This is a genomic window from Streptomyces aureoversilis (genome assembly GCF_042657885.1).
In the GTDB taxonomy this organism is placed as follows: Bacteria; Actinomycetota; Actinomycetes; order Streptomycetales; family Streptomycetaceae; genus Streptomyces; species Streptomyces aureoversilis.
Genome location: NZ_JBHSKJ010000004.1, coordinates 233,882 through 246,990 on the forward strand (window position 1 = coordinate 233,882; position 13,109 = coordinate 246,990).

At 72.3% G+C, this 13,109-nt stretch carries 9 protein-coding genes; 4 read left to right on the plus strand and 5 right to left on the minus strand.

Translation table 11 applies throughout. The features are described from left to right. Window positions 1–16 precede the first annotated feature (16 nt). From ACFPP6_RS08850 to ACFPP6_RS08865, 4 genes are all read right to left on the minus strand, one after another. Entirely contained in the window at window positions 17–1,609 is a 1,593-nt protein-coding gene (locus tag ACFPP6_RS08850) for an asparagine synthetase B family protein (RefSeq protein WP_382038840.1), read from the minus strand. Beyond that, window positions 1,606–2,862 carry a glycosyltransferase family protein gene (locus ACFPP6_RS08855; RefSeq protein ID WP_382038842.1) on the minus strand — a complete coding sequence of 419 codons (1,257 nt, stop codon included), beginning with the start codon at window positions 2,860–2,862 and terminating at the stop codon, window positions 1,606–1,608. Before ACFPP6_RS08855 ends, ACFPP6_RS08850 begins: the two co-directional genes overlap by 4 nt. A gap of 1 nt (window position 2,863) precedes the next feature. Further along, window positions 2,864–4,813 carry an asparagine synthase (glutamine-hydrolyzing) gene (gene asnB, locus ACFPP6_RS08860; protein WP_382038844.1) on the minus strand — a complete coding sequence of 650 codons (1,950 nt, stop codon included), beginning with the start codon at window positions 4,811–4,813 and terminating at the stop codon, window positions 2,864–2,866. Between the two features lie 314 nt (window positions 4,814–5,127). Continuing rightward, complete coding sequence (locus ACFPP6_RS08865) at window positions 5,128–6,396, minus strand: nucleotide sugar dehydrogenase (protein WP_382038846.1); 1,269 nt, start codon at window positions 6,394–6,396, stop codon at window positions 5,128–5,130. Between the two features lie 210 nt (window positions 6,397–6,606). Between ACFPP6_RS08865 and ACFPP6_RS08870 the strand changes: the two genes are divergently transcribed. Together ACFPP6_RS08870 and ACFPP6_RS08875 are read left to right on the plus strand one after the other, a co-directional pair. Next, complete coding sequence (locus ACFPP6_RS08870) at window positions 6,607–7,512, plus strand: ABC transporter ATP-binding protein (protein WP_382039234.1); 906 nt, start codon at window positions 6,607–6,609, stop codon at window positions 7,510–7,512. Continuing rightward, window positions 7,513–8,214 (plus strand): hypothetical protein, encoded by a 702-nt coding sequence (locus ACFPP6_RS08875; protein ID WP_382038848.1) that lies wholly within the window; start codon window positions 7,513–7,515, stop codon window positions 8,212–8,214. It abuts the gene before it with no gap. A 7-nt stretch (window positions 8,215–8,221) separates the two neighbouring features. On the opposite strand, the gene ACFPP6_RS08880 is transcribed toward ACFPP6_RS08875, so the two are convergent. After that, window positions 8,222–9,226, minus strand: a complete 1,005-nt coding sequence (locus ACFPP6_RS08880) for an NAD-dependent epimerase/dehydratase family protein (RefSeq protein WP_382038850.1) — start codon at window positions 9,224–9,226, stop codon at window positions 8,222–8,224. 304 nt (window positions 9,227–9,530) lie between these two features. Between ACFPP6_RS08880 and ACFPP6_RS08885 the strand changes: the two genes are divergently transcribed. Further along, complete coding sequence (locus ACFPP6_RS08885; RefSeq protein WP_382038852.1) at window positions 9,531–11,285, plus strand: ABC transporter ATP-binding protein; 1,755 nt, start codon at window positions 9,531–9,533, stop codon at window positions 11,283–11,285. Then, window positions 11,282–13,057, plus strand: coding sequence for an ATP-binding cassette domain-containing protein (locus tag ACFPP6_RS08890; RefSeq protein ID WP_382038854.1), 1,776 nt, complete (start codon window positions 11,282–11,284; stop codon window positions 13,055–13,057). Before ACFPP6_RS08885 ends, ACFPP6_RS08890 begins: the two co-directional genes overlap by 4 nt. Window positions 13,058–13,109 lie beyond the last annotated feature (52 nt).

Here is a 13,109-nt window from a genome sequence, read left to right on the forward strand (position 1 = left end):
GGGCGCACCTCGTCCGTCACGCTCCCGCCTCCGTACCCGCGCTGCTGCCCGCGGCGGCCGAGGTCCTCGACAGGTCGTCGAGTTGCAGCAGGTAGACAGCGAAGGGCAGCAGCCGGTTGACCGCCCGGGTGCCGGAGCCTTCGCCGTGCCGGCTCAGCAGGCGCGGGAGCAGACCGCCGCAGCCGTGCCACCAGTGCCGGTCGTGGCGTGCCACGTGGGCGAGCGTGTCGGTCAGGTACCGCACCCGGCCCCAGACGAAACGCGGCCCGTGCGGGGTCGGCTCGTCGGCGTACGGCAGGTGGGCGTGGCGCGGGTAGGCGCGTCGGATGACCTCGGTGTGGAAGCCGCCGTCGATCAGCACCTCCGGTGGCAGGGAGGCGAGCAGGTCGAACAGGTCGTGATCCAGGAAGGGCGTGCGGACCGGCAGCCGGCCACCGCGACCGAGGAGGGTGCAGGTGTGGGCCGCGACGGCACGGCGGGTGCGGTTCCAGAAGTAGAACGACATCAGCGGGAAGGCGGCTTCGGTGTGCCGGCGCAGCTCGGTGGCGAGCCGGTCGGCCGCGCGCCGCGCGCTGAAGCGTGCCATCCCTTCCTCGTCGAGCAGGGCGGGCAGGAAGCGGTCCCGGCGCCCGGACATGAGCAGCCAGCGGGCGAGGGCGAGCGCGTCGCCTCCGGTGGCCGGCTGCTCCCGGGCGAGGTTCAGGAACGGGCTGTGGGACAGCGCGGCCGCGCCGAGGCCGTCGTACGTCAGGGGTGTGCGGCCGTCGAGCGACCGGCTGACGGGCAGCAGCCACGCCCCTTCGGTGGTGCACATCTGCTGAGCGCGGTTGGCGACGAGTTCCGCGCGCAGCTGTGACCGGGGCCGGGGGACGATCCGGTGGGGTGTCCCGGTCGCCTCGGCGACGTGCCGGGCGATCCGGGCATCGGCGTCGTGCTCGACGAATTCGGCCGTGGTGACGGCCAGCCGGGGGCGCGCGCCCCGGCGCGCCAGCTCCAGCAGGATGTGGCGGGAGTCCCGTCCGCCGCGCAGGGGCAGCACGTATTCCCCGTCCGGCATCCGGCGGCCGATCGCCTGCCGGAACAGCTCGACGCAGTCGTCCACGGCCCGGGCCCGGCCGGTCTCCCGCCGCGAGGGGACGACCTGGCCGGAGGTCAGCCGGAATGAGCCGGGTGACCAGCGCAGGCGGGCGTCCGGCGGCAGTGCGCGGACGGACGCGAAGGGCGTGTCCTCCCCGACGAAGAAGCCCATCCGCAGGAAGACCGCGAGGGCGTCGTGGTCGAGGTCGGCCGGGGCGCCCAGGGCCAGCAGGTCCCCGATCCGCGGTGAGACGGCGATCCGGCCCGGCCCGGCCCAGTAGTACAGCGGGAACATGCCGTAGCGGTCGTTTCCCACGGTCAGACAGCCGCCGTCCCACTCCCACCGGGCGAACGGCTCCCCCCGTGCCCCTGCCCCGTCGCGGCCTCCCCCGCCCAGGCACGCCGACCGCATGCCGTGCACGCGGACGCCGTCGGCGGCGGCCCGCAGGTGGACGTACGGGCCGGGGGGCGCGGCGGGACCGGCAGGTCGGGGCCGGACCGGGTCCGTCGCGGGTGCCGGCAGCCGCCTCATGGCCGCTCCAGGATTTCCCGCACGGCCTGGGCGATCCGCTGCCCGGCGGCGGCCTGGTCGAGGGCCCGGTCGGCATAGACGGTGGCTCGTGCCTTGCACGCGGCGATGGCGGACGGGTCGTCCAGCCATGTGTCCAGTCCCCTGACGAGGTCGTCCACCGCGCGGTGGCACTGGCCCAGTGCTTCGTCCCGTATCAGGCGGGGCACCCAGGACTCCATGGGCAGCCCGGATTCGAGCATGAGCACCGGTATGCCGAACCAGGCGGCTTCGAGGGTGGTCGCCGGGCCCGCCTTGGACACCAGGAAGGCGTGCGGGGCCTTGGCCGCGCGGGAGATGTACTCGAAGTACTCGGGCTGGGTCAGCCGTTGGTGGAACCGCCAGCGCAGGGCGTTCCCGCGGCGGGCGAGGGCCGCCGCCCTGCGGGTCGTCTCCGCGTCGCCGTAGCCGATGAAGACGAGGTCGACGTCGGCGTCCCGCTCGGCCAGGTGCGCGACGATCCGCAGGTAGTCCTCCCCGCCCCGGTTGCAGAAGATGATCAGCTTGGGGCGCCGGGTCGCGAACGGATCGCCCCACTCCACGACAGCCCCGCCGGCGGTGGTGTCAGTGGGGCCCGGGTCCGGCCGGGGTTCCACGGGAGCGGTGAGGAAGCCCTGCAGGTCGTGCTGTGCCACGAGGGGACCCACGGTGCGGACCCGGCGTGGGTCGGCGCCCTCTTGCTCGATCAGCCGGGTCCGGGCCCAGTCGAAGCCGACGAGGGTCAGGTCGGGGTGGCGGGTGCGGTGAAGGGGCAGGTCCAGCAGTCCGGGGTTGGTCACGTGGTGGACGACCGGCGGAACCCGCCCGCCGGCGGCCCGCGCGGCCGCCACGCACAACCGGCTGATGAACCCCTTGGTGCCCACGACCAGGTCTGGCGCGTTCTCCCGGAGGTGGGCGACCATGCCGTCGAGCATGTGCTCCCGCCCGGCGCCGGCCGTCGGCACGATCTCGAAGTCGCGCGGCCAGGCCGTCGCGAGCTCGCTCATCAACGCGAGGTAGCGTTCCGTGCGGGTACCGGTGTCGGAGCTGGTGAGGGTGATGTCACGGATCCGGGCGCCGATGTCGCCGACCCAGGGCAGCATCGATTCCGCTTCCCACAGCGAGACCTCGGCGTCCAGGTGTTCCTGCAGCACGCGCGCGAAGCGGGTCGCGGCCAGGTAGTTGCCGAACTCCCCCCAGGTGCGGGGCGAGATGACGTGGATGCGGGGAACGGACATCTCAGACTCCCGGTGAAGGCGCCGCCACCCGCGGCGCGGCGTGGACGGGGCGCAGGACGGCGTCGTGCCAGAACTGGAAGCACAGCAGCGCCCACAGCCTCGCCGAGTTGTCGCGGCGCGAGGCCAGGTGATCGTCGACCAGGCGCCGCACGGCGGACGGTTCGAACAGGCCGTGCCGGTCCAGGCGGTCCGGCGACAGCACCTCCAGCAGCACCGGCCGCAGCCGGCCGCTCAGCAGCGTCGCGACCGGGGCGCGGAACCCGAGCTTGCGCCGCCGGACGATCTGTGGCGGCAGGTATCCGGCCGCCGTGCGGCGCAGCAGGTACTTGGAGGTGAGGCCGCGCAGTTTCATCTCGGCCGGCAGCGACGCGCAATAGGCCACGAGGTCGCGGTCGAGGAAGGGCGAACGCGTCTCCAGCGCGCTGCGCATCCCCCCTCGGTCGGTCTTGGCGAGGATGACGTCCCGCAGGAAGTGGGTGATGATCCCCAACTGGCAGCGTTCGAGCGGTGGCAGCCCGGGGCCGGCGGCCAGCACCCGGTCGACCTCGCCGAACGGGTGGTGGGACAGCAGCTCGCGCTGTGCCGCACCGGACAGCACACCGGCCAGCTCCTGCGGCCGGAACGGCGCGCAGGCTGCGTAGAAGCGCCGCTCCGGGCGGGCTCCGGCTCCCTGCGCGATCCGGTGCAGAGCGGCCCGCCACGGCAGGTTGCCCCGGACGGCACCACCCTGCCGGGCGGCCAGCAGGATCAGGCCGTCAAGCAGCGGACGCGGGAGGGAACCGAGCAGGTCGAGCACCTTCTCCGCCTGGAAGAAGCGGTAGCCGAGCAGCATTTCGTCGGCGCCGTCGCCGGTGAGCACGGAGCGGACCTCCTGGCCGGCGGCCCGGCAGACGAGCAGCGTGGGCAGCAGCGAGGGATCGGCCAACGGCTCGTCGATGCCGGCGTACTCCTCGGTGAACGCGTCGGCCAGGTCGCGCTCGGTGATCCGGACGAGGTGGTGCTCCAGGCCGAGGTGTCGGGCGACGGACACCGCGGCCGACGACTCGTCGAAGGCGGCGTCCTCGAACCCGGCTGTGAACGCGGGCACCGGCCGGTCCGCCCCCTCCTGCGCGAGGGCCGCGACGGTGCTGGAGTCCAGGCCTCCGCTCAGCAGTACCCCCAGCCGACGCGGCGTGCTGGTGACACGCCTCAGGACGGCCGCCCGGAGAAGGCCCTCGAACTCGGCGGCCGCCGTCCGCGGCGGCACGTCGCGTCTGACGGCCGGCAGGCCGGGTGTGAAGTACACCGTTTCCCGGAAGCCGTCCGGACCCGCTCCAGGGCCCGCCTCGACGAAGCTCCCGGCCCGCACCTTGGCGACTCCGCGGACGGCGGAGAGGGGGGCGGGGCAGGCCCGCAGGACGAGGTAGTCGGCCAGGGCACGGACATCGGGTGCGCCGGTGCAGCCCGGGTGGCGCAGCAGCGGCGTCAGCTCGGAGGCGAAGGCCACCCCTGCCGGGGTGCGCAGGTAGTAGAGGGGCTTCTTCCCGAACGGGTCCCGGGCGAGCACCAGAGTGCGGCGTGCCGTGTCGTACAGCGCGAAGGCGAACATGCCGTGGACGTGCCGGAGCAGTCCCATGCCCTCGCGCTCGTAGAGTTCGGCGAGGATCTCGGTGTCGCCCTCGGTGCGCAGTCGCGCCCCGCTGCGCAGCAGCTCGCGGCGCAGCTCGGCGTGGTTGTACACCTCTCCGTTGAAGACGACGACGGTGCGGCCGCTCGCCGAGCGCAAGGGCTGTCCGGGTCCGTGGACGTCGACGAACCGCAGGGCGCAGTGGGCGAGGGTCAGCCCGTTCTCGTGCAGCGCTCCGGTGCCGTCGGGGCCGCGGTGCGCGACATCGGCGAGCATGCCGGCGGCGAGGCGCAGGGCCGCGTCCCGGCCCCCGGCCGGGTCGGTGAATCCAACGAAGCCGCACATGCCCTCTCCCCTGGGAGCACTGGTCGGTCGATGGTGCCGGGGCGTCGCTCGCGGGCCGATCGTCGCTTCTGTTACTGCGGAGCCGTGCCGGTCCTGCCCCGGGGGTTCGCGTCCTCGGTTCCGGCGAGCTGCTCGTGCGCGCGGTGCATCAGGCCTACTCCCGCATGCCTGGTCGACGTCGTGTCACACAGCAAGGGTGCAAAGAGCTCTGGCCAAGGCCAATCGTCGACTGTAGTCAGCACGCACGTCGTACGCAATGCCCCATGAACGGATCGCGGGAGCCCGGGCGGGCACCCGGTGGCCGGATCCTCCGCTCACAGCACCTCGACGGTCGGTCCCCGCAGTCTCCGCCGGCAGTCCAGAACGTAGCGGGCGTGCCGGAGCACCGCGTCGTAGTCGAATTCCGCGTGGTCGACGAGGAGCACCACGGCGTCGGCGGCGCGCAGTTCCTCCTCGGTGACCTCCACCCGTACGACGTCCTGAGGCTCTTCCCCGTCCTCGAGGCCCGGCGCGGCCACCTTCGGGTCGGCGGCCCGTACCCGGGCGCCCAGCCGCAGCAGTCGTTCCGCGACACGCGCCGAGGGGGACTCGCGCGCATCGCTCGTGTTCGCCTTGTAGGCCAGTCCGAGCAGCAGCACCCGGGAGCCGTTCACCGCACGGCCGCGCGTGTTCAGGCCTTCCGTCAGCCGCTTGACGACGTAGTCCGGCATGTGGCCGTTGATGTCGCGGGCCAGCTCCACGAAGCGAAAGCTTTGGCCGAGGGTGCGTTCGACCCGCCAGGACAGGTACGAGGGGTCGATCGGAAGGCAGTGCCCGCCCACTCCGGGGCCCGGCGTGAACCGCTGGAAGCCGAACGGCTTCGTCGCGGCCAGGTCGATCGCGCCCCACACATCGATGCCCAATTCATGGGCGAACATCGCCAGTTCGTTGACCAGGGCTATGTTGACGTGCCGGAAGGTGTTCTCCAGCAGCTTGGCCAGCTCCGCCTCCTTGCAGCTGGACGCCGGGACGACCGTCTCCACCAGCGAGGCGTAGAAGGCGCGAACCGCCTCGAGCGAAGCGGCGTCGATGCCGGAAACCACCTTCGGGGTGTTCTCCAGGCGCCAGACGGGATTTCCGGGGTCGATGCGCTCGGGGCTGTAGCCGAGACGGAAGTCCGCGCCGGCCGACAGCCCGGAGCCCTCCTCCAGGATGGGCCCGAGCAGTTCCTCGGTGCTGCCCGGGTAGGTGGTCGACTCCAGCACCACCAGCGCGCCCCGGCGCAGGCGACCGGCCAGCGTCCTCCCGGACGCCTCGATGAAGGAGAGGTCCGGCACCCCCTCGCTCAGGGGGGTGGGCACGCAGATCACCGCGACGTCGAACCCGGCGCAGTCCTCCGGGTCCACGGTGGGCCGGTAGGCGTTCGACACCAGCACCCCGCGTAATCGGTCGGAGGTGACGTCCTCGACGTAGGATTCCCCGGCCACGAGCCTTTTGACGCGGTGTTCGTCCACGTCGTAACCGACGACCCTGTGACCCGCCTCCGCCGCTCGCACCGCCAGCGGCAACCCCGCATAGCCCTGCCCGATGACCACTACCCGCACGGCCCACCCGCCCTTCTCGTGACTGCCGCCGGAACCAACGAGGCGCCAGTGGTGCTATTGACATGTATCAGCCATTTGTCCCGCGTGCTAGGGTGTCCCGCGCGTTCGGGGACCGCTTCGGACGCGCAGACGCCGGGCTTCTGAGGAAGGGGCGGGAGGCACGTCGTGGCAGCGATCGAGGTCCGCGACCTGACCAAGCACTACGGGAACATGGTCGCGGTCGACGGCCTGTCCTTCACCGTCGAATCCGGCTCGGTCGTCGGATTCCTGGGGCCGAACGGAGCCGGCAAGACGACGACGCTGCGGATGCTGCTCGGCCTGGTCACCCCGACCTCCGGCACCGCTTTGATCCGTGGACGCCCCTACCGCCGGCTCACCCGCCCCGGCCGCCTCATCGGCGCCTCCCTCGACACCGGCGCCGCACATCCGCGCCGCACGGCCCGTAATCACTTGCGCATGCTGGGCAGACCGCTCAGGACCCCGGACGCCCGGATCCACGAACTGCTGTGCACGGTCGGCATCGAACAGGCGGCCGACCGCCAGGTCGGCGGTTTCTCCCTCGGCATGCGCCAGCGACTCGCGCTGGCCACCGCACTCCTCGGCGACCCGGAGATCCTGGTCGTCGACGAGCCGGCCAACGGCCTCGATCCGGAGGGCATCCACTGGCTGCGCGGGCTGCTGCGCGAACTGGCGGGAAACGGCCGCACGGTGCTCGTCTCCAGCCACCTGCTCAGCGAGATGCAGCAGACCGTCGACCGCGTCGTGGTGATCGACCACGGACGGCTCGTCACCCAGGGCACCATCGCCGAACTCGGCGCGCTCGGCCGGCGGGAGGTCAGCGTCCAGTCCCCCCAGAGCGTCCGCCTGGGAGAGTTACTCCGCGCCGCCGGTGAACACGTCCTCGTCACCGGCCCGGACACGCTCCGGTTACCGGGCGGCCGGGCACAGGTCGTGGGCGATCTGGCGGCGTACCACGGCATCCCGTTGTACGAGCTGCACACGGCCACACCCACCCTGGAAGAGATCTTCTTCAGCCTGACCGGCGCCCGTGCCGCGAACGGGACCGCCGAAGGAAGCGGCCACCGCCGGAAGACGCACCGCCGGGGAGGCAGCTGAGTGAGCGCGCTCGTACGCACCGAACTGTTCAAACTCCGCAGCACCAGGGGCCCGTGGGTCGCCGCGGCCGCAGTGGTGACGGCCCAGCTCCTCCTCTGCCTCGTGATCGGCATGCAGGCCGAGCAGGCACTGGTGCGCGACGGGCTCGGGCCGCGGGCCGGCACGTGCACCGGCTACCCCCTGCTGCTGCTCGGCATCACAGCGATGACCCAGGAGTACCGCTACCGGACCATCGTCCCCGCCTTCCTCACCACTCCGGCCCGCTGGCGCGTCCTGGCGGCCAAGGCCGCCGCGGTGGCCGCAGTGGGCGTCGTCCTGTCCGTCGTCACCCAGTCGATCTGGGTGGGAGCCGGTCTCGTACGGCACGGCGCGGCCGCGATGCACCTCGAGCGAGCCTCCGAGGTGGCGAGACTCTACGGGGTCACGGCACTCGGTGTGGCGCTGCTCGGGGTGCTGGGCCTGGCTCTGGGGGCGATCGTGCGGAACTCCACGGCGGCCCTCGTCGTTCTGATCGCCGGCACGGTCGTCGAAGGGGCCCTGGAGGAGTTCCGCTACAAGGGCCCGTTCACCAGCGGCCTCCAGGTACTGACGGACCGGACGGCGCACGGCGTGCCACCGGGGCTGTCCGCACTGTGCCTGTGGACCGCCGTGGCCTTGTGCGTCGCCGGCCTGGTCGTGCGGCGCGACGAAGCGGATTCCTGAGCCCCGGCTATCCGGCCCCGCGCGAGGGGGCCGCCGTGGACGCGTCGCACGCGGCGAGGGAGCGTGCCTGCGCCACCAGTCCGTCGTGCAACGACGTTGTGGGCCGGTAGCCCAGGACGTCGGCCGCCCTGGCCGGGTCGGCCAGGGTGACCGTGGCGTCGCCGGGATGCGGGCGGGTGTATTGCACGCGCGGGAACCGCCCGGTCACGTCCGCGACCAGCGCGAGCAGTTCGTTGATGCTGGTGTTGAGGCCGGTGCCGACGTTGTACGTGCCGCTGGGCACACGAGCGGTGGCGGCGGACAGGGTGGCCTTGACGACGTCATCCACGAAGGTGAAGTCCCGCCGCGCGGACCCGTCACCCAATATGCGCAGCAACTTCCCCTCCCCCCGTGCCGACCTCAGTGCCCGGGCAATGAGCATGTCGGGGCGCTGGCGAGGCCCGTAGACGGTGAAGTATCGCAGCGCGACGACGCTCAGCTTGCTGCGGGCGCGTTGCGCGTACGCCATGCCCAGCCGCTCGGCGGCGAGTTTGGTCACCGCGTACGGGGAGGCGGGGCAGGGCGTGCGCTCCTCGTCCATCGGTGTGCCGTCACCGTCGCCGTACACGCTGGAGGAGGACGCCATGACCACCCGCGGCACCCCCAGACGGGCACAGGTCTCCAGGAGGCGCTGGGTGACGAGCACGTTGTCGCGCAGGTAGTCGGGGAAGGAGTCCCAGGATGGCCTGACCCCCGGGCGGCCCGCCAGATGGAACACCACCGCGGCGCCGCGCAGCAGGGGCTCGAGGTCCAGCGTGGCGAGGTCCCCGCCGACCCCCCATGGCGGTGCCTCCTCCGCGGCCGCGTCACCCCACCGGCGGTCGACACCCAGGACCGGGACCTCCCACCGGGCCAGCGCCTGCGCGAGATGGGAACCGATGAAGCCCGCGGCACCGGTGACGACCACGCCACCACCGGTCATCTCCTCGCGTACGCCTGGCGGCACGCCTTCCGGTAACGCTGGTCCGGACATCCGACTCGACTCCTCGGGCAGGGAGCGGCATGACGGTCGAAGCGTCGGGCAGCCGGAAGGATCACCTGCGTGCTTGTCGATGGCGCAACCGCCGATGCGCGAGGGACCCGGCAGGCGAAACCCGGCGCCCGACTCTAATCAGTGGCCATGACACAGGCAAGAGAGCCGCCGGGCACCGAATGTCGTACAACTGAGCGACAATCACTGACCGTTGTCCGCGAAGACCACCGTTCCTATCCTGAGTGGGTTTCCGCAGCGGGGCCGAGGGAGGCCGCACGCCGGCCGTCCCGGAGGGGGGCGAGCGGTGTCATCCGTGGGAGTCGGTGCCACCGACCTTAAGGCCTACCTGCTGCTCCTGCGGGAGCAGCTCGCGCCCCAGCGCCGCCGGTTCCTGCTCCTCGCCGCGCTGTTGCTGGCCGAGATACTGCTGCAGGTCTCACAGCCCCAGTTCCTGCGGTACTTCGTCAACGGCGCGCTGAACAGGGCGGCCGAAGGCACCCTGCTGGTGCTGGGCGGCTGCTATCTCGCCACCGCTCTCGCCGGGCAGACCGCGGCCGTGGCGGCGCAGCACTGCGGCGTCTCGGTGGCCTGGAACAGCGGCGACCGATTACGCGCCCGGCTCGTGGACCAGTGCCTGCGGCTGGACGCCGACTACCACCGCCGCCACCCGCCGGGCGAACTGCTCGACCGCATCGACGGCGACGTGACGAAGCTGGCCGGCGTTCTGTCCCGGACGGTGCTCGACGTCGTGGGCCAGCTCCTGCTCATGATCTGCGTCCTGGCCGCCCTGTGCGTCCTCGACTGGCGGCTGGGGCTGCTCTACGTCCCGTTGTGGGGAGCGAGCCTGCCCCTGCTGACCCGCGGGTTCGGCCGCTCGATGCCGGAACTGGAAGCCGGCCGGCAGGCGGGCACCGGTCTGCTCGGATGGCTGGAGGAACGGCTGTCGGCGACCGAGGACATCCGGGCCAACGGAGCGGTACCGCACGTCCTGCGGGACCTCGGCGACCGGCTCACCGCGTACACCGCCACAGCAGCCCGCGCGGCCCGTGCCGCGGTGCGCTGGCCGATGTCGGTGCAGGCCCTCTCACAGCTCAGCTTCGTCCTCGCCCTGTCCCTCGGCACCTGGCTGCACCAGCGCCGTGAACTCTCCACCGGAGACGTCCTGGCCGCCCTCTCCTACGTGACGGTGCTCCGCCAGCCGCTCTCGCGCATCACCCAGCAGCTCGGCGAGTTCGAGGAGGCGGTGGTGAGCCTGCGCCGGGTCCGGCGGATGCTGGCCCGCCGCCCCGGACTCGCCGACGGAACCGCGGAGCTGGGGGCGGGAGCGCTGCCGGTCGAGTTCGACCACGTCACGTTCGCCTATCCCGGCGGTGGGAACGTCCTGTCCGACGTATCGTTCCTGCTCCCTCCCGGCCGTCAGCTCGGCGTGGTGGGACGCACCGGATGCGGCAAGTCGACGCTGATCCGGCTGCTGTTCCGGTTCCACGACCCGGACAAAGGCGCGGTGCGGCTGGCCGGTCACGACACGAGGACGCTGCGCCTGACCTCGCTGCGCGGCCGGGTGGCTCTGGTCACGCAAGAGGTCCACATACTGAGCGGCACCCTCCGCGACAACCTGACCCTCTTCGATCCCTCGGTCGACGACCGGCGGGTGCTGCGCGCACTGGACGAGGTCGGTCTGACCCCGTGGTACGAAACCCTGCCCGAAGGACTCGACACGCCGCTGGGCGGCGCGGGCACCGGGCTGTCGGCCGGGCAGGCCCAGCTGGTGGCTCTGGTCAGGGCCTGGGTGCGCGACCCCGGGCTGGTGCTGCTGGACGAGTTCTCATCGCGGCTCGATCCGCACAGCGAACAGCTGCTTCACAGCGCCTTGCGGCGGTTCCTCAGCGGCCGCACGGCCGTCATCGTGGCGCACCGGCTGCAAACCCTGCGTGAGGTCGACCAGGTCCTGGTCCTCGGCGAGAGCGGGCCGCTGGAGTACGGTCCCCGGGAGGACCTGATGGCGCATCCGGAGTCGGAGCTCGGCAGGCTGCTGCGGGCCGGCGAGGTGATCTGGTGAGGCCCCCTCGGCTCCTGCCCGAGCTGATCCGCCTGCAGGCCCCGCTCTACTGCACGGTGACACTCATGTGGCTGCTGTGGCGCGCGGGGACCTTCGAGGTCGGCCTGCTCCTGCGTGACTTCTTCGACCTGCTGTCCGCCGGGTCCACGGGATCGGCGGCATGGGGCCTCGTGGCGGCAGTCGCCGCCATCGAGGCCGCCCGGATGACCCTGCAGTTCGGCGTGGTCCTCGGCCGTCTGGAACCGCGGCTGCTGCACCACGCCTCGGTGTCCTTGCGGACGTCCTTGATGCGGAGCATCCTCTCCCGTCCTGGGGCGCAGGTGCCGTGCGGAAGCACCGGGGAGGCCCTGACGATCCTGTCCGCCGACGTGGACGACGTCGGTTCGTTCGTGTCCTGGTCGCCGGTCAACATCGGCCGCTGGATGTTCGCGAGCGCGGCGGTCCTGATGATGCTCAGCACGGACGCGCTCATCACCGTGGGGATGGTGGTGCCGCTGGTGCTCGCGACTGCGGCGGGACGCCTGGTGACCGCCCGGTTCCTCGCCTACCGCAAGGCGAACCGGGAAGCGACCGCCGTGGCGGGCGGCGCGCTGCGCGACACCTTCGCCGCCGTCCAGGGTGTCCAGGCCGCCCAGGCCGAGCGGGGCGTCGGCGCCCACCTGTCCCGCCTGTACCGGCGCCGCAGCGCCCTCGCCGCCCGGGAGGAGCTGTTCGCGAGCCTGCGCACCATGCTGCTGACCAACGGAGGAGCGCTGAGCACGGGACTGCTCCTGATGCTGGGCGCGGGGCGGATACGCGGTGGCGGCTTCACCGTCGGCGAGCTGGTGATGTTCACCTACTACCTGCAGTTCCTCAACGAGGCGGTGAGTACGTTCGGGATGTTCAGCGCGAAGTACCACCGCGCCGTCGTGGCGGCCGAGCACATGACCCGCGCGCTGGGGGACGCGCACGTCCTGGCCGCGCACCACCGGGCACCTTTCCCGGCGCGGGCCCGCTCGACGGAGAAGCCGTCGGGAAGGCCCGCGCCGCGCCCTCCGGACGACTCCCTGCGCCACCTGGCCGCCCGCGCCCTGACCTACCGGTACCCGGGCAGCGGCCGCGGCGTCACGGGAGTGGACCTGACGCTGGAGCGCGGCACCCTCACCGTGATCACCGGACCGGTCGGCTCGGGCAAAACGACGCTGCTCAGGCTGCTGCTGGGCCTGCTGCCGGCCGACGACGGCGTGCTGCACTGGAACGGCCGCGAGGTGACGGACCCGGCGGCCTTCATGGTGCCCCCGCGGTGCGCGTACACCCCGCAGAGCCCGCGGCTGTTCAGCGGATCGATCCGGGACAACATCACGCTCGGACCCGGCCGGGACGCCGCCGACCTCGAATCGGCCATCGAATGCGCCGTGCTGGGCCCCGACCTCAAGCTCCTGGAGGCCGGGCCGGACACCCTGCTCGGCGCCGCCGGACTCGGCCTCTCCGGCGGGCAGGTGCACCGGGTGGCCACGGCGAGAATGCTCGTACGCCGCCCCGACCTGCTGGTGTGCGACGACCTGTCGAGCGCCCTCGACACCGACACCGAGCACCTCCTGTGGAACCGGGTCCTGGGCGGTCCCCGAGGCCGGGAAGGAACGGCGCTGGTCGTCACCCACCGGCCGGCGCTGCTGCGCCGTGCGGACCGGATCGTGGTGCTGCGCGAGGGCGCCGTGGCCGGCTGCGGACGGCTGCCCGAACTCCTGGCGAGCTGCCCGGAGATGCGGCGGTTGTGGCACCTGAACCCTTAGCTCCGGCGGCTCTGGCACCTGCACCCTTGGCTCCGGCGCCTGGACTTGCTCC